Genomic DNA, 24,208 nt, shown 5'->3' with positions numbered 1-24,208 from the left:
AAGGAGGGCGCCCAGCCCGCGCCGCTCAACGAAGTTGGGCGGAATGCTTTACCGCCACGGTTGCAGGCTTGTGTCCCGCACGTAAGCAATGATGGTGTCACAGACGGAGTCCACTTCCCGCAGCACGTCGTCGTTCCAGAAGCGCAGCACGCGAAAGCCGCGTTCCTTCAGTTCGGCGTCCCGCTGGCGGTCGTAATCGGAATCCGCATGCTGGCTGCCGTCGATCTCGACGATCAGCATTGCTTCGGCGCAGAGGAAATCGGCGACAAACGGCCCGAGCGGCACTTGCCGGCGGAACTTGATCCCGTTGAGCCGGCGGCCGCGCAGTTCCCGCCAAAGCCGCTCCTCGGCCTCGGTCATGCCACGACGCAGCCTTTTGGCAAAACTCCGCTTGGCTGATGAAACGATCTGGTGCGGCATGCCGCAAGGCTAGTCCGTCTCTCCTTGCAGGAGAAGGGGAGTGTTGGCGCTCCCCTTGCGGGGCACTCAGGCAGGCGCGGCATGGCGGCAGCCTCCCCGCCTCCCCTGGCGGGAGAAGCTGCCTGAGCGGAGCGAAGGCGGATGAGGGCTATCAGGGCGCTGCGTTCCGTCCAACACCCCTCATCCGTCTCGGCGCTGCGCGCCGATCCACCTTCTCCCACAAGGGGAGAAGGGGAAACCCGCCCAACCTACCGCCGAAGCAGCCCGCTAACCATGGATATATGCCAGGCCAGGCAGGAGAGGGCCGTCAGGGCGAAGAGGACGTAGCCATAGGCCGGGAAAAGGTCGAGGTCGGGCGACCAGTCGAGCAGCCAGGCGGCTCTAAACGGACCGGGGTGGCCAGCCTGGAACACCCCTGCCGAGCCCATCGAGAAGAGCACCGCCATCAGGGCCGCGTGAGCATAGGCGAAGCGCAGGCGCGGCACGGCGCGGCCCAGTGCCGCCAGAAGCGGTGCGCAGGCCGCCGCGGTCGCGAAGATGATGAAAACCGAGCCATAGGTCGCGCCCGGCAGAGAGGCGAGGAAATTGAACGGTGCGCGCATGACCGGCAGCAGCGTCATGAAGCGGCGCCAGGCCTCCGGGTCGGCCGGGTGGGCGCCGAGCGCCCCGATGCTGAGCGCATAGAGCGCGCCGAGGCCGAAAATGATCCCCGGCACGATGTCGAGCAGCTTCGCGACTTGCCTGACCATGGCCGAATTCCCCGACTTGGGCGATGCTTCCGCAACGGAACTTCGAAGGAGATAGTTCCGCCGCGCGCCTGCCGCAAGTCCGGCGCCCGCCGGCCTCAACGAATCCGGGAATAGGTCACCTTGCCGTCCGGCCCCACCGTGCGCTGGAAACGCTGCGAGCCCGTGGGCAGGGTGGCGGCGGTCGACTGCGCCTCCTCGCCCTCGGCTGCGTCCTCCGCCGGCGAGAAAGGCGCGGTGAGGCGGACCTCACCGCCGGAAGGCAGTTCCTCGATTTCCAGCGCGTCGGTGCCTTCCGCATAGCCGGCGGCGAGGAGTTCGAGTTCGTGGCGGGCGGCGGCGAGGTCGGCCTGGATCTGACGGGCGTCGGCCGACAGCGCGCCGATCTTCGACGAAAGCTTCTCGATCTGCGCCTGTACGCCGTTGTTGACCAAGTCGACCCTGGCACTGATGCGCTTCTCGAACTCACCGAGTTCGAAAAGCCGCCCCTCCAGCGCAGACAGTTCGCTCACCGAACGCAGGCTGAAATAGAGCGTCACGGCCATCAGCACCGCCAGCGCCAGCGACATCAGGCTGAAGACGGCGGCGGCCCATCCGCGCAGGAGACGCGGCGCGCGGGCCTCTCCCACTTCCTCTGCCTCCGCCCCCGGCGTGAGCCTGTCCTGTTCCGATGCGCGCATGGCTCCCCCGATGACGCCGGACCTAGCAAGCCTCTCGACGACCAGAGCCCCGCGGGACGTGGGCGGTTGCTCAGCTTCTCTTGGCGAAGGAAATGCTGTTTTCCAGCAGTTGCAGATTGTTCGCCGTGGTCACATTGGTCGGATCGAGCTCGTAGGCCTGCAGGAAATTGCGCCGCGCCTGCAGCAGGTTACCGCGCAGGAGCTGGGAGTAGCCGAAGTTGTTGTAATATTCGGGCCTGTTGCCGATCATCGGCGCCAGCTTCTGATAGGCGCGGTCGGCGGTGTCGAAGCGGGCGATGTGATCGGCGGATGCGGCAAAGCCGAGCCAGGCTTGCGGATCCTCCGGAAAGACCTCTACCGCGCGCTTGAACAACGCATAGGACTTTCCGTAGTTCTTCTCCTTGAACTGGACCTTTCCTTGCGCGATCAGCTCGTCGTTCTTGTAGTAGGAGACGTCGGGAAGATCCTTCACCGAGGCGGCACTGTCACCGAAGGATGACGGATCCAGCACCCCGGCGGAGTTGCATCCGGCGATAAGGACTGCGACTGCCAGCGCCGCGGCTATGGAAACACTTTTCTTACGCAAGGTCCCGCCACTTCCCCGATACCAGGACGGCCCGCATCAAGCATTAGCGCGTCCTAACCGGAATTCCAACCGACAATTGAACTTTTCTATTCATGCCTTCGTTCTGTAGCAGATATTCAGTCGAGTATTCATTACGCTAAATGTGCAATAGCGGCTTTAACAATGGGTTACGACAAAAGCGGGGCGACTCCCCATTATGTTGTCGATCTCAGATGGTTGCTGATGCGTCAGGGTCGCCGAAGCTGCTCAAGCGCGTGCGCTTTTTGGACGGTCTCCAATGCATTGCTTAACCTTCGTCGCAAGCTCGTCCAGAGTCGCAATGAGACGGTTGATTTGGGAAAGCGACGCCGTCATCTCCGGGCAGTAGCGAGCTACGACGTATTCACGGCTTGCGGTCAAATGGCCGAGGTGGTCGGCAGTGCGCTTGCGGAGGACGAGGCCATGTGCGGCTGCAAGTCTATATCGGGCCCCCACATCGTGCTGGAGCCCGCGTAGCGACTTCCGATCGAGGCCCGACGCGAGCAAATAGGCGCTGAGATAAAGCTCGATTGCCTGCAGCGCGGTGAGGCGGCAAGGCGCGCGAGAAAGAGGCGCGCCTTTGCGGCCGTGGGGAAGCAGGGTCTGCGCAGCCACTCGGTACTCTTCGGCCAATCGCATGAGGTCCGTGAACGTTGCGCCTTCTCCTGGATACTGGGCGTCCATATTCAATGTCGCTCCCATTGGCGGCGCTCACGGGCGCTCTGTACGACGACTGCCTTAGACCCACTCGACGAAGTTCGTGCTATTGAGCCCGAGCAGTTCCGGAAGGGTGTCCAGGTCCTGGAAAGACGCCACCTGTACGCGCCCCGCGGTGTTGCTCCAATTATCGTCGTGCCACAGTTCACTGACACCCGTGGTGCTGTTGAACACGACGACGTAGGCATTGGCCGCACCGGCAGTCGTCGTGGTTATCTGCGAGGTTGTTTGGGCCTGCTGGATCTCGACGACCTTGTTGGTGTTCGCGGCGGTTATGGCCGCGACTGTTTGTTGGTTGACATAGTCCGCGGTAGCCAGGGCGGCTCCGGTCGACGATGCCGTGCTTCCCGGCGCATTCCACCCCGCGCCGCCCTGAAGAAGCCCGGCCTTCGAGCCGGTGAAGTCGATTATCTTGTCGATGCCATTCGATGCTCCCGGAGCGGAGAAGAAGAACTGGTCGTTTCCTGCGCCACCAATCAGCGTGTCGTTGCCTGCGCCGCCGATCAGCGTATCGTCCCCGCCGCCGCCGGCTAGAATGTCATTGCCTGCGGCACCGGAAATTCGATCATCGTTCTGGCCGCCTGAGATGAAGTCGTCGCCACTGCTGCCTGTGAGAATGTCATTTCCATTGAGGCCATAGCCAATGAAGTCGTTGCTGCCTAGAAAGGCAAATTCCTGGCCGCCGGAACCCCCAACCCAGATGGTGAAGGGAACAGCCGCCGAACTGTTTCCCGCCTGGTCGGTTGCAACGATGGTTATCTCGTAGGTGCCGGCCGCGACATTCGATGCGCCTACCGACAGTGCCCCCGTGCCGGTGTTCAGCGCAAACTTTGCAGCGTCGGTCCCGCCCAAGGCATAGCTGAACACGTTGCTGTTCGGGTCGCCGACCGCGACGACATTGCCCATCAGCGCGCCCGCGCCGAGATTGTTGCCCGATTCGAGCGAGCCAACATTCGCAAGGTCTGGGATGAACTTCACGCCCGTCGGACCCTGCGAGTCCATTGGCGCATTGACGGTTATCGCCACCGTATCCGTGTCGGACAAAGCGCCGTCGAAGGTCTGCACCGTCAGCGTATCGGGGCCGCTGTAGTTCGGGTTGCTGACATAGCTCAATGCTGCCAGCGCGGCATTGATCTGCGCCTGGGTGCCCTGAATGGTCACGGTTGCTGAGCCGTTTGCAGTGACGGTGCCGCCGCCCGCTCCCACCGAAAGCGTGCCGTGGGAGACCGAAACCGTGGTGGTCAGGTTTTGGGAATCGATGTCGCTGACCTGCACCCCGGTTATCGCCTTGGCCGAGTTGGAGGTCGCGGTCTGGGCACCCGGAACGGTGTTTACCGGCGCGTCGTTGACCGGGGCGACGGTGATCGTCACCGTTTCGGCGTTGGAATCAAGCGCCCCGTCATTGGCCTTGTAGGTGAAGGTCACGGTGCCGTTGAAGTCCTGCGGGCCGTGGAAGCTGAAGGTGCCGTCGGGGTTGAAGGTCAGCCCCGCCACCGCATTGCCGTTGCCGTCGACGGCGCCCGACACCAGGCTGTAGGTGAGGTCGCCGGCCGCGTTGTCGACGTCGCTCGCCGTCACCGCGCCGGTGATCGTCGTGTCCTCGTCGCCGGAGGCCGCGCCCGGCTGCGCCACCGGCGCGTCGTTGACCGGGGCGACGGTGATCGTCACCGTTTCGGCGTTGGAATCAAGCGCCCCGTCATTGGCCTTGTAGGTGAAGGTCACGGTGCCGTTGAAGTCCTGCGGGCCGTGGAAGCTGAAGGTGCCGTCGGGGTTGAAGGTCAGCCCCGCCACCGCATTGCCGTTGCCGTCGACGGCGCCCGACACCAGGCTGTAGGTGAGGTCGCCGGCCGCGTTGTCGACGTCGCTCGCCGTCACCGCGCCGGTGATCGTCGTGTCCTCGTCGCCGGAGGCCGCGCCCGGCTGCGCCACCGGCGCGTCGTTGGTGCCGGTGATGTTCACTGTCAGCGTGCCGACGGACAGCGTGCCGTTCGACATCTTGATCGTGTACTGGATCGTGTCCGTGAACGTCTCACCGGCCGCGAGCGCGTTGATCTTCTCACTCGCGCTCGCGTCGTAGTGGATCTTATTGTCGCTGCCGATCCAGAATCTCGCGCCACTCGTGCTGCTGGTTTCGACGACGTTCACACCGTCCTGGATCAGCAGGTCCTTGTTGTAGTCGGCGAACGCCTTGTTGGTAATGGTTATCTGAGCCCCGCCGTCGTCGTTCTTGCAACCGTCGTCGACCGAATAGATTATCGTGTTCTTTCCGCCGCCGCTTGCCGCCAGCACGTCGAACGTGAGGCTGCCATCCTCGTTGGAGGATTGCGTCAGGTTGGCTGCCGCGCCCGAGTTCGAAAACGTGACGGTTGAGCCTGAGACTGTCGTGGTCGCCATTTCCATTTCCCCCCGATTATGCCCTTCGCGAACGGAAGTGTTCGCTTAGGCGATTATTGTTGATCTCGGCGCGCGGTCCGTTGTTACCGCAAGCGAATGTTCTCGCCGGCGGCCATTCGTCAGGACCAAGCCGTTCTAATTGATCCGAAGATCTCTATTTCACTGAGAGACATGAGACCCCACCCCAAGGGCTCGCGTACTCGCGCGCATATTGTCCTTACTCGGCCGCCCTGTCGTCCTCGCGGATCGCAGGTCAGCATATCTGACATGAATACTATGTCAGCATCAAGCGATATGCGATTTTAAGTAGTCAGCGACCTATACTTCTTTGGAGGTAATCTGTCTTTGCAGGTGAAGCCGCTTTTTTTGAGCTGACAAGGTGCCGGCCTGTTTCTGCCGATCCCTGGCGGCGCGGATGGTTTTGAGCGTGAGTCCAAAGCGCACGCGCAACGTTTGAGTTTTAAGTCGCTCGGAATAGCTATGGGGAATCGACTGCGCAGTTCTGGCCGTTTCGTCACATATGTGAGTATCCATTCTGGCATCCCAGGCTTGGGAAGCCGCCAGAAAAAAGCATTATGGAGCGCGTTGCCGGCGGTTGGTTCGGCACCCTGATGGGCCGTTGAAGCGTCGGGTGCTGGGCGACGCAAGTGACGAAACGCGCCTGCCCGCGCTGCCCTCACGATGGGATGAGGGAGGCGACCCCGCGGTCTGATTCCCGCTCGCTGGATGCGAGCCCTGCGGCCACACCGGCTCGATCCGCCGCGCTCCGGTTCTGGCTCATCTTGCGCTTGCCTTCGAGCCTCGCGATCGGCATGCGCAGACCTACGATTCCGCGCAGTTGCGCCTGAACGAAATCCGGCGGCGCGTCCGACACGGCCCAGGGCGAGGCACGCTCGCCCTCGTGGAGGTCGGTGAGACGATTGACGACTTCCAGCAGCCTGCCCGGATCGTCGAAGAATTCGACCGGGCCATGGGCGTGGACGGCGACGTAGTTCCAGGTCGGCACGACCTTCCCCGTCTCCTGCTTGGTCGCATACCACGACGGCGTGACGTAAGCGTCCGGCCCCATGAAGATCGCCAAACCGTCACCCACCGGCGAAACACGCCACTGAGGGTTCGCCCTGGCGAGGTGGCCGTAGATCACCCCATGCTCGCCCTCGCTCTCGTCGAGGAAGAGAGGCAGCGGTGTCGCGAATGGTCCGTCCGCTGTGGCGGTGACGAAGTTTGCCAGCCGCGCCGCGCGGATCGTCGCCCTCAGGCTGCCCTTATCGTCGTCGCGGAAGGCGGGCGGCGTATACATTGCTGAACTCCTAGCGCGCTTGGCAAGGACGGAGGATACACCGAACTTGGCGCGATGCTGATACCATGCTCAAACGCCGCATATGTCAGGAGCATGGCTGCCGGCGCCGGTGACGGCCGTGCGCTCGCCGGCTACCGCATTTCGTTTGCGCGCCGCTGACGGTGTCAACGGCGCGAGGATGCCCCGGTGCTCAAGCCTCAAGCCAAACTTTTTCGAAGCTCAATTCCTGCGTCGGATGCGCGCCATGGTTTTTGACGCTCGGCGCCGGATGCAGGAAAATCTTGCGCCAATAGGCCTGGATGATGACGCCGGCGTTCTGCAGGATTCGTTCGACGTCGGCCATGGCTGTGCGCCGCTTGTCTGCGTCCGCGATCGATAGAGCCTGATTCAGCTTCTCGTCGAACTCCTTGTTCGAGAATCCGGACTCATTCCACGCCTCGCCGATATTTCGTCCAGTCGTTCCAGAAGGTCGAGCCCGGCAGCACCGTGCGCTTGACCTTGAAGCCCGCTTCGCGGAGTTGCGCGGCAATGCTGTCGCCCGTGTTCTTCTGCCAGTCCTCGTCGACGGTGATGATCTCGTGCTCGAAGTCCATCTGCCCGGCCTCCGTCATCAGGGCCTTGGCCTTTTCGACGTCGCGGCCGATCTTCGGCAGCTCGGCATATTCGGGATGGATCGGGCAGACGTGATGGTTCTCGGCGACTTCGCCGAGATTGTTGTAGCCGAGCCGCAGCACCGTCGCATTGTCGACGGCCAACTGGACCGCATTACGGACCCGCTTGTCGTCGTAGGGCTTGTTGTTGACGTTCATGCGGGCGACGACCGTGCCGGAGGTCAGCACTTCGCCGCGGACAAGCTCCATGCCGTCGAGGATGGAGACATAGTCGCCGGTCGTCTCGTAGTTCGTATGCACCTCGCCGGATTCGAACGCGCTGAGCGTGGCGTTCGCGTCGTTGCCGTAGTCGATGAACTCGACCCCATCGAGGTAGGTCTCGCCACCCCACCAAAGGCCGCCATTCTCGCGCCGCTTGTATACCGCACGCACCGAGGCCTCGTAGGACACCAGTTCGAAGGCGCCGGTGCCGAGCGGGTTCTTGACGAAGTCGGAGCCCATCTTCTCGCAGTCGCGATGGACGAGCAGGGCGGGTAATCGGAAAAGCTCGGGATGATTGAGATGTCTGAGCTCTGAAGGCTGAGCTTGACCGTATGGCCGTCGACCCGCGTGATCGCGCCCTCGCGCGCCTTCCCGGTCGCCGGATCGACCAGCGCGACGAGGCGCGCGGCCATGGAGTTGCCTTCCGCGTTTTTGTCGCACCAGCGGTTCAGGTTGAAGATGACGTCGTCTGCGTCGAAGTCGTCGCCATTGTTCCACTTCACGCCCTTACGGACATGCAGGACGTATTCGGTGGCGTCGTCGTTGACGTCCCAGCTTTCAAGAAGCATCGGCTGGAAGGTGAAGTCCTTGGTGTATTTCACAAGGGGCTCGAGCACCTGCCTGGCAATATTGCCCATCTCGCCCCAGTCGAAGGTGCGCGGGTCCTTCATGTCCTTGACCAGCATCGCGACCTTGAGCACGCCGCCCGTCTTGGGCTCCTCGGCTTGCGCCGGAACCGGAGCAGCGAGCCCGATCATGCCGTAGGCCCCCGCCATGGTCAGACCGAATGCGCTGGCGATTCAGAAACTCGCGACGGTCGATCGTGCCTGACCTGGCTTGCTCGGCCATGCGCGCGAGAGATTCGGGCGCCGGCCTTCCATTGCGTGTAAAGAAAGTCATTCGGTGTTTCCTCCGGCCTACGGCCGGTCCCCTATCCTTAGCTTTGCGCGGTGTTGAGATCGGCCTAAGAGACCGGGGCCGCGCCTCCCTCCTGCGTTCGGCGGGCTATAAACTCGTCCAGTATCTCGGCTGACGCCGCGGCGGATGCCGGCGGCTGGAACTCGCCGAGCACCTGCTGCCACACGGCGGTGGCACGTTCGGTCGCCGTCTTCGAGCCTGACTGGGTCCAGTTGCCGAAATTCGACCAGTCCGCCACCAGCGGCTCGTAGAAGGCGGTCCGGTATCGGCTCATCGTATGGGCGGCGGAGAAGAAATGTCCGCCCGGCTGCACTTCGGCGATCGCATCGAAACCGATCGCATCGGCGTCGCCCGGGGTCTCCTGGCAAAGCTCCGCCACCGTCTGCAGCGCCTCGACGTCGGTGATCAGTTACTCGAAGGAGACGCTGAGGCCGCCTTGAGCCAGCCGGCAGCATGGATGCAGACCGTGGCGTCCGCGAGCACGCTGCCCCAGAGCGCGAACTGCATTCCGTAGTCCCAGGGAGCGCCGTCCATGTTCCAGTGCTTCGGGTTGCGCTCATAGACGCCGAGCAGCAGGCCGTTGCGCTCCTGCCGCAAATAGGTGAAGCCTTCGAGATCGACGGCGATGCCGACCTCCCGGTCCAGCGCGGCGATCTCGGCTATGTCCTCCGTCACCAGGTAGTGGTGCTCCATCGGGGTCACCGGCAGATCGACGCCGGCCATCCGGCCGAGCTGCTTTGCCCAGAGCCCTCCGGCATTGACGACGTGCTCGGCGACGATGGTGCCCTTCTCGGTCACCACGTTCCAGCCGCCGTCCGGCCGCGGCTTCAGCTCGACGACGCGATTGCGCAGGATCAGGTCGGCGCCGCGCTTCCGCGCCGCACCGACATAGGCATGCGTGGTGCCGTAAGGATCGAGATGGCCCTCATTGGTATCGTAGAGGCCGCCGAGCACGCCGGTGACATCGACGATCGGGCAGATCTGCTTGATTTCCTCCGGGGTGACCAGCCGCGCCGTCTCGATGCCGACCGACTGGAACACCGCCCAGGCCGATTTCAGCCATTCCCAGCGGGCCGGGTCGCTGGCTATGATGACCCCGCCGGGCATGTGGAGGCCGACGTCCTGGCCGGATTCCGCTTCGATCTCGCTTTAGAGCCTAATCGTGTAGTCCTGGAGGGCGGCGATGCTCGGATCGGCATTGAGCGCATGGAAGCCCGCCGCCGCATGCCAGGTCGAACCGGCCGTCAGTTCGGCGCGCTCGACGAGGGCGATGTCGGTCCAGCCGAATTTTGCGAGATGATAGAGCACAGAGGCGCCGACCACCCCTCCCCCGATCACCACGACGCAATAGTGCGATTTCAACCGACCCGTCTCCCTGCATCCGCCCCGGCACGATAGATGCTCTGTACACTTGTGTCCAGCACCTCTGGGCACCAGTGTACAGCCGGCTTGCGCCTGGTTCTTCCCCGTGCGATGCGAGGAAGATGAGGACAGTGGCGCCGCACGAAGAGACCGCCTCCGGCAATATCAAGGCGACCCGCCAGGACTGGATCGATCTCGCGCGGCAGACGCTCGTGTCCCAGGGGGTCGAGAGCGTGCGCGTTCTCCCGCTGGGCCAAAAACTCGGTGTCTCGCGCTCGAGCTTCTACTGGTACTTCAAGAGCAGGCAGGACTTGCTGGCGCAGTTGCTCGAGGACTGGCGCAACACCAACACGAGGGCCATCGTGGAGCGCGCCCAGCGTCCGGCCGACACGATCATCCGCGCCGTCATGAATGTCTTCGAATGCTGGGCCGACGAGCGCCTGTTCGATCCTCGCCTCGACTTCGGCATTCGCGAGTGGGCCCGTCGTTCAGCGAGCGTCCGCGATGCAATCGAGCAGGCCGACGCGGAGCGGCTGGCGGCCATCCGCGAAATGTATCGCCGGCACGGCTATGGGGAAGCAGACGCCGTCATTCGCGCGCGCGTCCTCTACTATACGCAGATCGGCTATTACGTGCTCGACGTGAACGAGCCAATGGAAGCGAGGCTCGGCCACCTCGCAGCCTATCTGCGCAGTTTTACCGGACAGGAACCGAGCCCATCCGACGTGGCGCATTTTTCCGACTTTGCTTCGCGGGCGGAGGAGCGGAGCCGGTTGTAGTGGAAGGTACGCTTCCGGGGCAGATGCCACGCCGGCTGCGAGCCAACCTACCGTCCGCCTGGAGGCTGAGACCAGGCCTGTACAAGGCCTGCCCCTCGCATCACCCGATGCTATGGCTTATCCTTACCGATGGTTGGGTGGCGCTGCCGGGATGGGCTCGTCAAAGAAACCCTCAATCATGATTGAGTACTCCGACTCTCTATGACGTAGGGGCGTTCTGACGGAATGCCGATCTTTCGCGTTAGCCACCGAACCCATCTCGGCCGCCTCATCTCTCGAAGGCGGCGGTTGATGCTCTTGATTTCGGGGGCCAATTTGACGGCAGACTCTAGCCGATGAAGAGCTTCGTGGGTAGCTCCTGTTCTGTCATAGGCTTCGGCAGCGGCACGATAGTATTTGGGCTTGCCAAGCGCGATTGCTAGGCGTCAAAAATCTCGGCAGCCTTGCCGAAGTTGCCGGAATTAAGGGCATTCACCCCATCGACGATTTTCGGCGCAGTAGGCCCGCTCATCCAGTGCACGAAGGAAGAATAGGAGCTCTGCCTCTTTATCCTTTGGCAAGTCAAGGAAATGCGCAACCTCGACAATGAAAGCCTTAGAGAGCTCGCCGTCCGCTAAACAGCTGGCGAGTTCTTCTGCTGCTCGCCTGACTGGAGCCAATCGCAACATCTCCTTCTCACAAGATCAGCAAGGTCGGCATTCGCCTTCCTTTTTGGTCGTCGTATGAACGCATACGAGCGGAAAGAAAATCGATGATGTTGTCGCTCAGTTGCCCGTGCTCGGTTTCATCTCGGAACCTTCATTTCGTGGTTCCCGATAATCAGCCCAAGCTGCGGGAATTTCATAGTGAGCAACCGGAGCCGAGCCGCCCTGTTACCCGGCAATAGCTTGATGGCCCTTGTCAGAGTTGCCTTTGCGGCCTTCTTGTTACCGGCTCGCCAATACGCCTCTGCGGCGTATCTAAGCAGGTTCGGCTTTGATGCGTCGCGGTTGAAGGCTTCAATAAAGTCCCTCGCTGCGGCGGCAAAATTGCCGGTCGCATAGTGGGACCGGCCCCATTTGTAATACATGGAGGGATGGTGCTTTGTAACCTTTGTAGCCGCTTTTGCGCCAAGCTGCGACCAAGCATAACTGCGCTTGCTGTACTGCACAAAACTGCGCTGGCGACCGAGCGGGATATCGAGCCCGTTCCATCGGAAATGAGTGACGAGGATGTCCTTGTAGCCGTGGGCCTTCCTATCCTTGAACTCCGCGATGCTGTCGGTTGCGACGAACTGAGAATAGCGGCGGAAGAGGAACCACGTGGCCAATCGCTCGACAAGATTCGATGGCGGTGGCGTGAGAGTGCCGCTCTTGAAGGCATCGATGGCGTCCTGAACTGACAAGGCCCGATAGCCAGCTCCGGCCATGTTGTAGAATGCATTACCGATTGTCGCGGTTGGGGTCCGGTGGAGAAGCGAGAGGAGGCCGACGCCGGAATTGTAGCAGACCATAAATGAGGCGATGTCGAGCAGGCAATGGATATTGTCTTCTCGTGAGGCGAGGACCAGGTTCGGCTTTTGCGTCAGGTGATCGATCTTGGAAAGCGGATGAGGCTTGACGACGAACACGATGTCGGGATTGGCGTCGATCACCTGTGAAAGGCTTGCAGAAAATTCCGGATACTGCTGCTCACCCTTGATGAACATGGTAACGGCCATGTCGTCGTCAAGTTGTAAGGGGATAAAGCAGACAGGACTCTTTAGTGCAGCCAACCCTGAGAGCTTCTGCTTCGTGGTCGCATAATCGTCCATCTGCTCAAGGGTGCGATCGCCGGCCTTCACTTCTTCGATATACGAGCGGGCACCCTCAAGCTCTTCGTCGGAGAACTGCTCTTGCAGGAATCGGCCTTCCGAGAAGTTGGGGGAATTGTAGGCAACGTCGTCGTCATAATAGATCGTGCCCGGTAGTGCACCGCGCTCGATCACGAGCACTTCGCGACCAAGGTCGCGAGCGAGCAGGACGAGTTGCTTAAACTGTGCGTGGCTCTTCATGTACGGGTTGAAGATGGCTAGGGCAGAAAATTCGCCCGACACGAGGCCAGCAGTGATTGCGGAGATTGTCTCTGGTTCGGTGTCGAAGACGGGCTGGAGGCGATACCCTGCGGCGCGCAGCGGCGTGTAATAGCCCCACTGGTCAAGATGCTTGCAGAGGCACACGACGGTCTTCTCACGAACCAGGAAATCCACCTGAAGCAGATTGTGTTCTGACTCCACATAGACTTCGAACGCTTCATTCATGCGTTCTCGCTTCCAGTCGTTTTGTGAGCCCCAATCCTCGCTCTCCGAGCGCTCGTGGTAGAGATGGAAGACGCGAAGGCCAAGGTTCTCGGCGGGCTTGGATAGAGCCTCCAGAAATCGGCGGAAACCGCTGTACGGCCTCGAACTGAAGAAGTCTTCACGCAGCGGTCCAAGGTGATCTTTGGTGAGGTCGGCCGGCAACGGCACGTTCTTGATGTAGAGACCGAGCCTTGTCAGGTATTCGAAATCCTCGGAACCATGCCCACGAAATCTCTCGTCGTATCCTCCGGTGAGAGAAAACATCCGGCGGTTGATCAGGAATATGTTCGAATAGGGAGCGATGAAAAAGTTCTCCTCTTTGCGGAATTCGGCCAAAGGGGAATAGAAGGACAGCGCTTCGAGAAGGTTGGATCGAGCGGCGTTGTCATCGATATCAAAGAACGCTTGCGTGTCAGCCTGGTTGAGGTGGTAGACTGGCATGATCAACGGTGTATCGATCACTGATTTCATCTTGAGAGTAGTGGCGATGCTTGCCATCCGACCGAACATGTCGGCAGGGCCGAAGCAATCCGCATCGCAGAAGAACACGAGATCCGTCTGGCACTTCTCGAATCCGCGGTTGTGCGCGGCTGCCGGCGAATAGGTGTCCGTGTCCGGTTCGTGGTAGTAGTCGAGCCCGTTCAACGCGCAGATGGCCGATATTTCGGAAGCGAATGGCTCCGGTGATCCGAAGTCGAGAACGAGAACGCGGGGCGTCGGGTTGTAGTAGGAGCGGATGAGGCCAAGTCGCTCCATGACCCAGTGGTTGCCTCCGTGTGCTCGCAGGCAGATGACCATGGTTATGTCTGACGGAGTGACGACATCAGCGGCGCGGGTGCTGCTGAATTGTCTGGTATTGGTCAGAATAGATTTTACCTTCGTTAGTTCTTCCGTTTCGGCCGCAGGCAATTCATCGCCATTTGGCTGCGCGTGAAGCATGGTCAACCTCTCATAGGTTTGCGGAGTTGCCGTTAAGGCCGGCTTTGGCTCCATGAGTCAACCCTCACCCCTGCAGGGGGCTCTTCCTCCTTGACGTAAAAGCGTTGCGTCACCGCGGTGCTTCTTTTAATTCCATTCGTCGTCTGATTGATGGTGAGGATCGATGAAAGAGGAAGTCGTTGCGGCGCTTGGTCGGCATAGAGTGACTTTTATGGGACCGCCAAGCGATACGCGCTTCGGCTTTAGCTTCAAGAAGGACCCCATCGCACTCGAACCTTTTATCCAATTCCGGGGTGGCGCTTTCGATGTCTGGAAGATCGGCGCATTTACTTATCTCGGCTGTCGGCAGACCGTTTTCAGGCACGTCGACAGCATCGGTCGCTTCTGCTCGATTGCCCCCAATGTCACCGTCGGAGCCGCGGAGCACGCCACTGGTATGCTCGGCACGCACTCCATGTTCAATGGCCAGTGGGATAAGCAATGGCCGGAGTTGTTCAGTGAGTTCGGCCTCACGCCCGACCAGATCGCTGTCGGACGCCAAGCTGCGAATGCTCAAATAGCGGCAAGAGCCGGTCGCGTGAAAATCGGCAATGATGTATGGATCGGTGACGGCGCCTACATATCCCGAGGGGTATCCATAGGTGACGGGGCAGTCATAGCGGCTCGTTCCGTCGTTACCAGGGATGTCCCTCCTTACGGGATCGTCGGGGGCGTCCCTGCGCGCGTTATCCGATATCGATTTGACGAGGAGATAATAGGTCGCCTTCTGGCGGCAAGGTGGTGGGAATATGGCCCCGCCATCCTCAGGGGAGTAGATTGGTCGTCACCCCACAAATGTATCGACGTAATCGAACAGCGCGTGTCTGAAGGCTTTCCCCGATATACGCCAAAAAGGATCGTCGTCAAACCAGACGATTCCATCGAACTGCGATAAAGCAATAAGAGCCCCCGCCTCGGCGGGGTTCGGCAAGCGCCTGGCGCAGGAATGGGCATCCTTCCCCGTTCTTGCCGACACCGACGGCGCGCACCGGCGGGTGAGGCGGGGGCAAAGCTACTGTGCCGGCGACGGGCTGAATAAGGCGCTGGTCGTGCCCGATGAGGTCGAGGCCGTGCTTGCCCGCGTAAAGGCTAAAGGAGCCGCCGGCGCCGCGCCTAAGCCTGTTCCCGCCCCGTCACCACAGCCGTGGCCGCCTCGCGCAACGGGCGGGTCCAGACTCGTCCTGCTCGCGTCGAGAACAGACAGGGCGGCAGTCAGGTGTTCCGCTACTTTTTCTTTGCTTAGTGGGGTGAGGCTGGCGTGAGTGCCCGCCTACCTCTTGGCTAGCTCGCTATAGAAGAACTCGATGTTCTGGCGAACGTCGCGATTGCCGGTAAAAGCGGCCTGCCTCAGAAACACGACGTTGTATTGCCCCTTGTACTCAAAATCTCGAGCGATCGGGACGAGACCTGCATCAAGGAATGCTTCGATGACTTCGCGCGCCTTCCACTGGCCCGCCCAGACCTCGTAGTCTTCCACCTCGACAATCGCGACGAGAGCCTTTTTGAGTGTGTCCTTGGCGCCAGTGAGAACCTGCTTGCTGGCGCCTTCGACATCAACCCACAGGGCGCAACTCCCGCAGCCGGCGAAGAAATCATCGATCCGCTTCGATGGGACGGATACGGTTTTGTACTCGGTCCTGTCGTCGGCCCTTGGAAGGATGCTGTTGGCCCCCGAGTTTACCCATACGGCCTGTCCTGCAACAGCCGTGCGGATGTTGAAATCGATCGTGCCTTCTTTGTCGCTCAAGGCGTAATGCAGGTATTCCACGCGGTTCTCGGCGTGCGGTTCGGACTTCGAATAGACCGCAAAGTTGTCTGGGCTCGCCTCAAAAGCCACGATCCTGGCGTCTGGCAAATATTGTCGGGCGCGCACTGACGTGTCCGCCATCTTCGCCCCGGCCTCGATAAAAAGGCTCGGCTGCAGGATTTTGACCAGTCCGAAGAAGAGCTCCACCAAAGCTTTGTTCGAAGCCTTCCTTTGCGGCTTGTCGCCCCATAGCTGGTAAAGGCTCGACGTTGCCAGCATGTTTATTTCCTGCATGGCGATCAGCTCAGACCTTGTGACGAGTCCGAGTTTTTTGGCGGCCATTTTGCCAAGCTGCTCCAGCATGATTTTCCCCCGCGACAAACTGCTGCGGTATCTACGCGAAGCATAGCGCCGATAACAACCCTTCACCTCAAAGGACTGACAATGACCACCGTGCTGGACGGCACTATGGCTTGGATCTGTTCAGAGACCGAACTAACGGTTCAGCAGGATGTGGCGGTATGTCCGCTCTAGCGCCATTGCCAACAGCAGGAGAATAGCGCCGAGCCAGATCACATAATTCACGCTCAAAAGAGGCTCGTAGGTCAGATAAATGCCCGTTCGAAGCATCTCGACGCAGTGAAGAACTGGATTCCACACAAGGATATCCTGCATGACGGGTGGCATCAGGATTGGTACGTAGAAGACGCCGCTGCAGAGCAACAACGGGAGGCGAATGATGGTCCAGACTTTAGACCACATCAAAAAAATATTTGATACGACAGCGTTGAAGTATCCGACGCAGAAAGCGAACCACATCAACAGGAAGAAGGCGGCAAATGCCCGCTCTGGATGATACAACACCTTGTTCTCGATGAAGACATTGGCCAGTGTGAAAAAGACCGCCCATACGAAGAGCGTGATAACCATCTCGAGCGCCGCGCGACCCAGGATAAGATCGATCGGCTTGACCGGGGGATATGTCAGCAATGCCTTGTTCGCCGAGATTGCATTTGAGAGCTGTCCAGCCGTGGATGTGAAAGCTCTAACCACCAGAAGGCCCGACACCATGAACAATGCGGCGCTCTCTCCAAACGGCGAATTCCTGCTGAGGAACATGCGCACGAGAACCACGCCCAGGGTGAAAAGGATCGGCTCCATGACGATCCAGAGCAGTCCGATCCGGTTGCGCCCTATCCGTGTCTTCACCTCACGGATGATGACGGCAATGATGACCCTTCCCATGACGGCAAGCTGCGACCGAAGAGTGAAGGCCTGAACGTGCTGCATCTGGACGCCTTGTAATCTCGCCCTGCGCGACTGAGGAGGGCGTCCCTCCTAACACCACCATCAAAGGACTGACAATGACCGACGTGCTGGACGCGCAGCGCTTTGACCGCGCGTGGATGCAACGGCCTTATGCGACTTGCGATCTCTAAAAAAAGCTTGGCATATCACAGGAGAGTCTAGTCCTAATCACAGAGCCAGTTTATGACCGCTGCCATTTTCGCCGGAGAGAAAGTCGACGTTGCAAAAATTGTCGCGGCGGAAGAAAATGCGCACGGAAAGATCAAGTTCGTCTTTCTGAGGGGCAAAAATCGGCCGAGACGACTCCTTGTATGTTTTGGCGCGATGGGCAACGGCTATTACAGCCGCTTGTCATGGTACTGGCAGGCTGACGGCGCCTACAAGGATGCCTATCTATTCCTAAGCGATCCCAGCAACACGTTTTACTTCGGAAAAAAGGGGGACGGCCTCTGCAGGGATTACGAAGTAGTGATAGAAAGAGCCATCGCAGACTGCGGGGTTTCACGCCGGGATGTGGCTCTGGTCGGAAACTCCATGGGAGGGTATGCGGCGATCCACTATGCGATCCGGCTCGGTCTCCCGTTAGCTTTGGCAAGCAATCCCCAAGTCGATCGGGAAAGTGCGACCTTGAACCCATCGCCGACGTGGCTGAAGTGCATGTCGGCGGCAGAAGGCTTTTGCGACCTAACCGATATCATCGGGTCCGCCCCGGAGCTTCCTTTCATCTATCTTGAGTACGGGAGATTTGCCGCAGACGTCGCGGCAGCCGGAAAGTTAGTTGCAGCTCTTCAGGCCGCCCATGCTCGCTTCGCGGTCACGTCGTTGACGGGCGACGATCACCATTCGACGACTCCGACGCGGCATCAAATCGAGGCGATCGGAACATTTGTCGGCTTGGCCAAGTAGGCGCTTATGGCACGGCTGATCAACAAGATTCCTCATCATCGACTCGTCGTTGTCGTGGGTGAAGGACTGACAATGACCACCGTGCTTGTCGGGTAGCGCTCTTTCGCGCTGCATTCCCCTCCCTGAAACGTAACAGCCCCTGCTCCGCACAATACTGCGTGCGCCACAGCAGGGGAGCGCCGTCATGAGCAATGCCAAGGCACAGGATCTGTTTCGGGCCAAGATCGAGAACAGAGACCAAATACGAACGAGGCCTGAGCGGAGCCAATGTCACAGCCACGACGCTAACCAGCGGCTCGTCCAGCCCAATAGTCCAAGCTACCAGTGTTTGACCACTCACGCCGGCACGTTGGCAACGCTCCGTCCCTTCCCGACGCTCGCTTCCCTCATCTCGGCCAGCAGCGCCAGCGCCTCCTCGTACTCGATCATCTCCCGCCTGGTCGGGTGGTAGTAGCGGGGGTAGAGAATGTAGGCGCCGGCGAACAGTTTTTCGATCGTCAGCTTGCGCTTGCGCCTCCCGGTAAGCTGGCGGTCGTCGGTCAGGCCCCAGCCCGAGTAGAACGGCGCGCCGAGGCAGGTGACCGGAATGCCGCGGATGAGCGCTTCGAACCCCGACAGCGACGTGATCGTGTAGACGTGGTCGATCGTCTCGAACGCGTCGGCCAGCGAGATGTCCTGCAAAAGCACCTGGGCGACATCCATGACCTCGCGCGGGTCGGACTGCGGCGGGTCTTTTCGCGCGCCGTGCAGGACCTCCGGGTGGGGCTTGTAGATGATGTGCGCGTCCGGGTTCTCCTTGCGCGCGATCCGGACCAGGTCGTTGTTGGTGAGATTTGCCGCACATCCCTTGATGATGGACATGTCGCCCTCGACCTGCCCCAGGACCAGGATGCGCTTCCTGCCGCGCTTCGGACCGTAGAGGCTTTCGGCGCTCGCGAACGCGCCGGTGTTGTATTTGCTGAGCTTGCTGCCGAGCAGCGCTTCAATACCCCTGCGTCCCCGCTCGACGAGGTCGGGGCGGGCGTCGAAGTCGAAGCTGTTGAGGAGATCCTCGAGATCGGACGGCCGGGTCGCGTCGAAATAGAGGCCCTGGCGGTCGATGCAGATCGACAATGGCGGCGCCTTCGCGGCGCCGAGCTGGACGGACCGGATAAAGCCGTCCTCCACGCGGTTGATCGTGATCTTGTGCCTGCGGCAGAACCTGGTCACGAATGGCGGTTCCTTGTAGCCCCAAGCAAAGACCTCGACATTGGGCCGAGCGCTCAGAAGGACAGGCGCGGTGTTGAGCCAGAAGTCGCGGCGCGTGAGCTTGTTGCTCTCCCGACGGATGTCGTATCCGGGCAGCCAGTCCCGGATAAAAGTCTTCCAGGGTGAAAACCCGATCACAACCCCCAGCGGACGATTGCGATCTCTTTTCTTACCAAGGGATATTCCGGCAAAACGACAAATAGCCATCGCCCACAGGAGTGGACCGCTGGTCGGCATGAACTAGACCCCGCCTCCGAGATTTGCGGCCGGATACTACTTCAGAACTATGACCAGCACAAACGGTTAGGCTGCCAAGGTGGTATGCTAGACCGCCATGGAATGCCGCGCGGTACCTCGGCCGAGATAGGCATCGAACCTGGCGGCGACGGTCCGGACCAGGGGGCGCAGGCTCGGGTCGACGACGAAAAGCTCGCCATCGACAGTGATCTGCGGCGAGGTTTCCGCCATGGCCATCGTCTGCGCCTCTCCGATGATGCCTTCGGCAGCGGCGCCGAACAGGGCCCGCGCCTCGCTGCGCGAGAAGGCGAAGTCGCACATCAGCCTCTCGATCACCCAGGCGCGCGCCCGGTCGTCGTCGCTGAGCGCGATGCCGCGTTGAATGGCGAGCCCGCCCTGATCGACCGCCTGCTGATAGGCGCCGGTCGCCGCGATGTTCTGGGCATAGCCCTGCCGAAAGCGGCTGACGGAGGACGGTCCAAGCCCGATCAGCGTCTCGAGTTGGTCGTCGGTATAGCCTTGGAAGTTGCGGCGCAGCTTGCCATGACTGGCGGCGATGGCGAGCGAGTCGCCCGGCAGAGCGAAATGGTCGATCCCGATTGCCGTGTATCCGGCCTGACGAATGATCTCGGCCGCGGCGGTCGCCTGCTCCAGACGCTGCTCGGCATCGGGCAGAGCGGCCTCCTCGATCAGGTTCTGGTGCTTCTTGAACCACGGAACGTGAGCGTAACCGAACAGCGCGATCCGGTCCGGGCGCAGGGACAGAGCCTGACGGATCGTCGCGGCAACGCTTGCCGTGGTTTGATGCGGCAAGCCGTAGAGCAGATCGAGATTGATCGAGCCGATGGCCCGGACGCGCAGGCCCTCCACCACGCTGCTGGTGAACTCGAAACTCTGCTCGCGATTGATCGCCCGCTGCACCTTGGGATCGAAATCCTGGATGCCGAGACTGGCGCGGGTCAGGCCGATGGCGGCCAGTGCGTCGAGCCGCGGCTCGTCCATGTCGTTCGGATCGATCTCGACGCTTATCGACGCATTGTCGGCAATGGGCAGGCTGTCGCGCAGAACGCGCATTAACTCGCGTGTGTCATCGGGCCGCAGCATCGTCGGGGAGCCGCCGCCAAAATGCAGGGCGTTGACTGTTACGCGTCCGCCGAGAAGGCGGGCGACGGTCCGAATTTCTACATGAAGGGATTGCAGGAAGCGCGCGACCGGCCCGTATTTCAAGGTGTGCTTGGTATGGCAGGCGCAGAACCAACACAGCCGGTCGCAGAACGGTACATGCAGGTAGAGCGAGATCGCCTCGCCCGCCGGCAGTTCCGCCAGCCAGCTTTCCACCGTCGCGGGTCCGACGCCGGAATGAAAGTGCGGCGCAGTGGGATAGCTGGTGTAGCGCGGCGCCGTCTGGGCGGGGCCTGAGAACGTTTTCTGAGGCATGAAGCTGCTCCTTTTGGGGCAGCCCTCTCATCGCGAAGGGCGGGTCACCTTGATCCTGATCAACCCGGCGACAAAACGCCTTGCCGCCATGGGCCGAACGAAGGACTATAAAGTGCATAGTTTTGGGTCCGGCGACGGCCGGCGAAGGGGCTGTATGCGAAAAGACATCCACACGAGCGGTGTCCCGGTCCTCTGCGAGTCATGCGAGGCGCGCCATCGCGGTATCTGCGGCGCACTTGATCCGGAGCAACTCGTCGTACTTGCGAAGAACTCCCGCCGCCACAAGGCAGAGGAAGGGACCGAGCTTGTCGGCAACGCCACGGCGATCGAGAGCTATTCGAACGTCCTGTCCGGCGTGGTCAAGCTGACGAAGACGCTTTCCGATGGTCGCCAGCAGATCGTTGGCTTGCAGTTCGCGCCGGATTTTGTCGGCCGTCCCTTCAAGACGGAAAGCGAGATAGAGGCCGTCGCCGCGACCGACGTGTCCTTGTGCTCCTTCCCGAAGGCGGCGGTCGAGCGGATGATGAGGGAGCAGCCGGACATGCAGCAGAGGCTGTTCCGGCAGACGCTGAAGGAACTGGACGAGGCGCGGGACTGGATGGTGACGCTCGGGCGCAAGACTGCGCCGGAGAAGATCGCCAGCTTTCTCCTGCTGATCGCCCGCAATATCGATCCGTCGGCTGATCCGAACCGTGATACCGCCGCTTTCGACCTGCCGCTGACGCGAGCCGACATCGCCGACTTCCTCGGCCTGACGATCGAGACCGTCAGCCGGCAGCTTACCAAGCTGCGGGCGGAGGGGATCATCCGCATCGAGAACAATCGGCACGTGACGGTCGAGAGCCTAGCGAAGCTGGAGGCGAGGACCGGGGAATAATCGTATAGCTCAGCAGTTCCCGCAGTTGCCGTCGCCTCCGGCGCACGCCTCACAACACGCCTCCTCTTCCAGCACCTCGGCGGCGAACGGCACGATGTGTTCGTGCTCGAAAGCGACGTGACGCCGCAGAGCATGGAAGAATGCCCGCAGCATGAAGCCCAATGCTTCAGGGTTCTCCACGGCTCCGCCATGGCCGATTGTCAGCAGGAGTTCGGTCAGGTCCTGCGCCGCGCATTCGTCCTCGACGTGCTCCACCCGCAGGCGGCGAATCGACGCGGCGGAGGAAGGGTGCTCAGCGCGGCCCCGCAAAAAGGCCGGAAATACGACGTCTTCCTCATAGCGATGGCAGTCACGCAGCACGGGCGTGAGTTCGCTGGCCACTTGGAGGCATTGCAGCCGGTCGACAGCCGGCAGTCCGTCGGCGATGTGCTCGAGCGTCTCGCAGAGCCGAAGTTTTGTCTGATGCGCGGTTCGCATGTCGAGGCAGGGCACGCGGCCCTCTTGCCCGCAGGCGGTGACCACGGGGCAGGCCTCCATCCTGTCGCAGCGCGTCCGCTCCTCGCTGATTAGGCGGTCCAAAGATGATCCTCCCGCTTGGGTTTGCTTACCTAAGCGTGTTGCAGCGAATGCCGGCGAGCTTTGACCTAGATCAACACGTCGGCCTTCGCGAGAGGTGATGGGTGCGGCACGGCCCGGGGACGGGACCGCCAGACGCTCGCATCGAGGACAATAATGAGATTCGGGACCGAAATCGTAGCCGTCGGGCTGTTCGCGTTCGCCGCCCTGATGGGGGTAGCGTTCGCCGCCGACGAACCTTTCCGCCAGCACATGTGGGTGCTGTTCTTCGTACTGACCGCTGCGACGGTGGTGCTGATCCGCAGGACAAGCTTTGCTCCGGCGGCCCCGGCCGATCCCTCCGCCTACTTGGACGAGCCGATCCGCTACGGCGTCATCGCCACAGTTTTCTGGGGCGTCGTCGGCTTCCTCGCTGGCGTGGTCATCGCGGCCCAACTCGCCTGGCCGGACCTCAACGTCGAACCGTGGTTCAATTTCGGACGCTTGCGGCCGCTGCACACGTCGGCCGTCATCTTCGCTTTCGGCGGCAACGCGCTGATCGCCACCTCGTTCTACGTCGTGCAGCGCACCTGCCGCGCCCGGCTGTTCGGCGGCAATCTCGCCTGGTTCGTGTTCTGGGGCTACCAGCTTTTCATCGTCATGGCCGCCACCGGCTACCTGCTCGGTATCACCCAGAGCCGCGAGTATGCCGAACCCGAATGGTATGTGGACCTGCTGCTGACCGTGGTGTGGGTGGCCTATCTCGTCGTCTTTCTGGGGACGATCCTGAGGCGCCGGGAGCCGCACATCTATGTGGCCAATTGGTTCTACCTCTCGTTCATCATCACCATTGCGATGCTGCACGTCATCAACAACCTCGCCATTCCGGCGAGTTTCCTGGGCTCGAAGAGCTATTCGGCCTTCTCCGGCGTGCAAGACGCCGTCACCCAATGGTGGTACGGCCACAATGCGGTGGCCTTCTTCCTGACGATCCCCTTCCTCGCGATGATGTACTACTTCGTGCCCAAGCAGGCGGACCGTCCGGTCTATTCCTACCGGCTGTCCATCGTGCATTTCTGGTCGATCATCTTCCTCTACATCTGGGCCGGCCCGCACCACCTGCACTACACCGCGCTGCCCGATTGGGCGCAGACGCTCGGTATGGTCTTCTCCATCATGCTGTGGATGCCCTCCTGGGGCGGCATGATCAACGGCCTGATGACGCTCCAGGGCGCCTGGGACAAGATCCGCACGGACCCGATCATCCGCATGATGGTCGCCGCCATCGCCTTCTACGGCATGGCCACGTTCGAAGGCCCGATGCTGTCGATCAAGGCCGTCAATTCCCTATCGCACTATACCGACTGGACCATCGCCCACGTCCACGCCGGCGCGCTGGGCTGGAACGGCATGATCTCGTTCGCGGCCGTCTACTATCTCGCGCCGAAGCTGTGGAACCGGGAGCGGCTCTATTCGGTGCGCATGGTCAACTGGCATTTCTGGCTCGCCACGCTTGGCATCGTGCTTTACGCGGCGGCCATGTGGGTCGCCGGGATCCAGCAGGGCCTGATGTGGCGCGAGTACGATGAGCAGGGCTTCCTCGTCTATTCGTTCGCCGAGACCGTCGCCGCGATGCTCCCCTACTACGTGATGCGGACCTTCGGCGGAGCGCTCTATCTCGCCGGCGGGATCGTGATGGCCTTCAACATCACCATGACCATCCTCGGCTACCAGCGCGAGGAAGCTTCGATCGGTGCCCGCGCCTCCGTCGCGCTGCAGCCCGCGGAATAAGAGGATACAAATCCA

19 protein-coding genes and 2 pseudogenes are annotated in these 24,208 nt (G+C 61.2%); 5 read left to right on the top strand and 16 right to left on the bottom strand.

Going from position 1 to position 24,208, the window contains the following annotated elements; genetic code table 11:
- Positions 1–48: 48 nt before the first annotated feature.
- The 10 genes and pseudogenes from HUI96_RS05550 to HUI96_RS05500 all read right to left on the bottom strand — a co-directional run bounded on the left by HUI96_RS05550 (position 49) and on the right by HUI96_RS05500 (position 10,013).
- The gene (locus tag HUI96_RS05550) at positions 49–420 is read right to left on the bottom strand and encodes an endonuclease domain-containing protein (RefSeq protein WP_188253641.1); all 372 of its coding nucleotides are present in this window, start codon (positions 418–420) and stop codon (positions 49–51) included.
- 248 nt (positions 421–668) lie between these two features.
- Complete coding sequence (locus tag HUI96_RS05545) at positions 669–1,169, bottom strand: hypothetical protein (RefSeq protein ID WP_188253640.1); 501 nt, start codon at positions 1,167–1,169, stop codon at positions 669–671.
- Between the two features lie 95 nt (positions 1,170–1,264).
- Positions 1,265–1,846 (bottom strand): hypothetical protein, encoded by a 582-nt coding sequence (locus HUI96_RS05540; RefSeq protein ID WP_188253639.1) that lies wholly within the window; start codon positions 1,844–1,846, stop codon positions 1,265–1,267.
- A gap of 70 nt (positions 1,847–1,916) precedes the next feature.
- Positions 1,917–2,432, bottom strand: a complete 516-nt coding sequence (locus HUI96_RS05535) for a tetratricopeptide repeat protein (RefSeq protein WP_188253638.1) — start codon at positions 2,430–2,432, stop codon at positions 1,917–1,919.
- A 246-nt stretch (positions 2,433–2,678) separates the two neighbouring features.
- A complete protein-coding gene (locus HUI96_RS05530) occupies positions 2,679–3,065 on the bottom strand; it encodes a hypothetical protein (protein ID WP_337917995.1) in 387 nt (128 codons plus the stop codon).
- 123 nt (positions 3,066–3,188) lie between these two features.
- Positions 3,189–5,561, bottom strand: coding sequence for a tandem-95 repeat protein (locus HUI96_RS05525; RefSeq protein WP_188253637.1), 2,373 nt, complete (start codon positions 5,559–5,561; stop codon positions 3,189–3,191).
- Between the two features lie 318 nt (positions 5,562–5,879).
- On the bottom strand, positions 5,880–6,095 hold the full coding sequence (locus HUI96_RS05520) for a hypothetical protein (RefSeq protein WP_188253636.1): 216 nt from the start codon (positions 6,093–6,095) through the stop codon (positions 5,880–5,882).
- Between the two features lie 142 nt (positions 6,096–6,237).
- Positions 6,238–6,861, bottom strand: a complete 624-nt coding sequence (locus tag HUI96_RS05515; protein WP_188253635.1) for an FMN-binding negative transcriptional regulator — start codon at positions 6,859–6,861, stop codon at positions 6,238–6,240.
- 190 nt (positions 6,862–7,051) lie between these two features.
- Positions 7,052–8,633: pseudogene (locus HUI96_RS05510) on the bottom strand (ABC transporter substrate-binding protein).
- A 64-nt stretch (positions 8,634–8,697) separates the two neighbouring features.
- Positions 8,698–10,013: pseudogene (locus tag HUI96_RS05500) on the bottom strand (FAD-dependent oxidoreductase).
- A gap of 122 nt (positions 10,014–10,135) precedes the next feature.
- Here HUI96_RS05500 and HUI96_RS05495 point away from each other — a divergent pair.
- Positions 10,136–10,792 (top strand): TetR/AcrR family transcriptional regulator, encoded by a 657-nt coding sequence (locus HUI96_RS05495; RefSeq protein WP_188253634.1) that lies wholly within the window; start codon positions 10,136–10,138, stop codon positions 10,790–10,792.
- A 784-nt stretch (positions 10,793–11,576) separates the two neighbouring features.
- On the opposite strand, the gene HUI96_RS05490 is transcribed toward HUI96_RS05495, so the two are convergent.
- Entirely contained in the window at positions 11,577–14,048 is a 2,472-nt protein-coding gene (locus HUI96_RS05490; protein ID WP_188253633.1) for a glycosyltransferase, read from the bottom strand.
- 163 nt (positions 14,049–14,211) lie between these two features.
- On the opposite strand from HUI96_RS05490, the gene HUI96_RS29825 reads away from it, so the two are divergent.
- Positions 14,212–14,982, top strand: coding sequence for a CatB-related O-acetyltransferase (locus HUI96_RS29825; RefSeq protein WP_188253632.1), 771 nt, complete (start codon positions 14,212–14,214; stop codon positions 14,980–14,982).
- 375 nt (positions 14,983–15,357) lie between these two features.
- Here the strand turns inward: HUI96_RS29825 and HUI96_RS05480 are convergent, their stop codons facing one another.
- Both HUI96_RS05480 and HUI96_RS05475 read right to left on the bottom strand, forming a co-directional pair.
- Positions 15,358–16,197 carry an FkbM family methyltransferase gene (locus tag HUI96_RS05480; RefSeq protein ID WP_188253631.1) on the bottom strand — a complete coding sequence of 280 codons (840 nt, stop codon included), beginning with the start codon at positions 16,195–16,197 and terminating at the stop codon, positions 15,358–15,360.
- A 132-nt stretch (positions 16,198–16,329) separates the two neighbouring features.
- Positions 16,330–17,124 carry an ABC transporter permease gene (locus tag HUI96_RS05475; protein WP_188253630.1) on the bottom strand — a complete coding sequence of 265 codons (795 nt, stop codon included), beginning with the start codon at positions 17,122–17,124 and terminating at the stop codon, positions 16,330–16,332.
- Positions 17,125–17,325: 201 nt separating this feature from the next.
- Here HUI96_RS05475 and HUI96_RS05470 point away from each other — a divergent pair, with 201 nt between their 5' ends.
- On the top strand, positions 17,326–18,048 hold the full coding sequence (locus HUI96_RS05470) for a hypothetical protein (RefSeq protein ID WP_188253629.1): 723 nt from the start codon (positions 17,326–17,328) through the stop codon (positions 18,046–18,048).
- 336 nt (positions 18,049–18,384) lie between these two features.
- Here the strand turns inward: HUI96_RS05470 and HUI96_RS05465 are convergent, their stop codons facing one another.
- Both HUI96_RS05465 and hemN read right to left on the bottom strand, forming a co-directional pair.
- Positions 18,385–19,434, bottom strand: a complete 1,050-nt coding sequence (locus HUI96_RS05465; protein ID WP_337917993.1) for a capsular polysaccharide biosynthesis protein — start codon at positions 19,432–19,434, stop codon at positions 18,385–18,387.
- A 186-nt stretch (positions 19,435–19,620) separates the two neighbouring features.
- Positions 19,621–20,970, bottom strand: a complete 1,350-nt coding sequence (gene hemN, locus HUI96_RS05460; protein ID WP_188253628.1) for an oxygen-independent coproporphyrinogen III oxidase — start codon at positions 20,968–20,970, stop codon at positions 19,621–19,623.
- Between the two features lie 154 nt (positions 20,971–21,124).
- Between hemN and HUI96_RS05455 the strand changes: the two genes are divergently transcribed.
- Positions 21,125–21,847, top strand: coding sequence for a Crp/Fnr family transcriptional regulator (locus tag HUI96_RS05455; RefSeq protein WP_188253627.1), 723 nt, complete (start codon positions 21,125–21,127; stop codon positions 21,845–21,847).
- A gap of 9 nt (positions 21,848–21,856) precedes the next feature.
- Here the strand turns inward: HUI96_RS05455 and HUI96_RS05450 are convergent, their stop codons facing one another.
- On the bottom strand, positions 21,857–22,369 hold the full coding sequence (locus HUI96_RS05450; RefSeq protein WP_337917992.1) for a hemerythrin domain-containing protein: 513 nt from the start codon (positions 22,367–22,369) through the stop codon (positions 21,857–21,859).
- Between the two features lie 210 nt (positions 22,370–22,579).
- Here HUI96_RS05450 and ccoN point away from each other — a divergent pair, with 210 nt between their 5' ends.
- Positions 22,580–24,193: a cytochrome-c oxidase, cbb3-type subunit I gene (ccoN, locus tag HUI96_RS05445; protein ID WP_188253626.1), complete on the top strand. Its 1,614-nt coding sequence runs from the start codon at positions 22,580–22,582 to the stop codon at positions 24,191–24,193.
- Positions 24,194–24,208: the final 15 nt, after the last annotated feature.

This window comes from Pseudaminobacter soli (ex Zhang et al. 2022), assembly GCF_014595955.1.
Lineage (GTDB): Bacteria > Pseudomonadota > Alphaproteobacteria > Rhizobiales > Rhizobiaceae > Kumtagia > Kumtagia pseudosoli.
This window is presented reverse-complemented; position numbering and strand designations above follow the sequence as displayed.

Bases quoted from the DNA above. Each gene is read 5' to 3' on its own strand.
- HUI96_RS05550 (WP_188253641.1), bottom strand. From the start codon at position 420: ATGCCGCACCAGATCGTTTCATCAGCCAAGCGGAGTTTTGCCAAAAGG.
- HUI96_RS05545 (WP_188253640.1), bottom strand. From the start codon at position 1,169: ATGGTCAGGCAAGTCGCGAAGCTGCTCGACATCGTGCCGGGGATCATT.
- HUI96_RS05540 (WP_188253639.1), bottom strand. From the start codon at position 1,846: ATGCGCGCATCGGAACAGGACAGGCTCACGCCGGGGGCGGAGGCAGAG.
- HUI96_RS05525 (WP_188253637.1), bottom strand. From the start codon at position 5,561: ATGGCGACCACGACAGTCTCAGGCTCAACCGTCACGTTTTCGAACTCG.
- HUI96_RS05520 (WP_188253636.1), bottom strand. From the start codon at position 6,095: ATGGATACTCACATATGTGACGAAACGGCCAGAACTGCGCAGTCGATT.
- HUI96_RS05515 (WP_188253635.1), bottom strand. From the start codon at position 6,861: ATGTATACGCCGCCCGCCTTCCGCGACGACGATAAGGGCAGCCTGAGG.
- HUI96_RS05495 (WP_188253634.1), top strand. From the start codon at position 10,136: ATGAGGACAGTGGCGCCGCACGAAGAGACCGCCTCCGGCAATATCAAG.
- HUI96_RS05490 (WP_188253633.1), bottom strand. From the start codon at position 14,048: ATGCTTCACGCGCAGCCAAATGGCGATGAATTGCCTGCGGCCGAAACG.
- HUI96_RS29825 (WP_188253632.1), top strand. From the start codon at position 14,212: ATGAAAGAGGAAGTCGTTGCGGCGCTTGGTCGGCATAGAGTGACTTTT.
- HUI96_RS05480 (WP_188253631.1), bottom strand. From the start codon at position 16,197: ATGCTGGAGCAGCTTGGCAAAATGGCCGCCAAAAAACTCGGACTCGTC.
- HUI96_RS05475 (WP_188253630.1), bottom strand. From the start codon at position 17,124: ATGCAGCACGTTCAGGCCTTCACTCTTCGGTCGCAGCTTGCCGTCATG.
- HUI96_RS05470 (WP_188253629.1), top strand. From the start codon at position 17,326: ATGACCGCTGCCATTTTCGCCGGAGAGAAAGTCGACGTTGCAAAAATT.
- hemN (WP_188253628.1), bottom strand. From the start codon at position 20,970: ATGCCTCAGAAAACGTTCTCAGGCCCCGCCCAGACGGCGCCGCGCTAC.
- HUI96_RS05455 (WP_188253627.1), top strand. From the start codon at position 21,125: ATGCGAAAAGACATCCACACGAGCGGTGTCCCGGTCCTCTGCGAGTCA.
- ccoN (WP_188253626.1), top strand. From the start codon at position 22,580: ATGAGATTCGGGACCGAAATCGTAGCCGTCGGGCTGTTCGCGTTCGCC.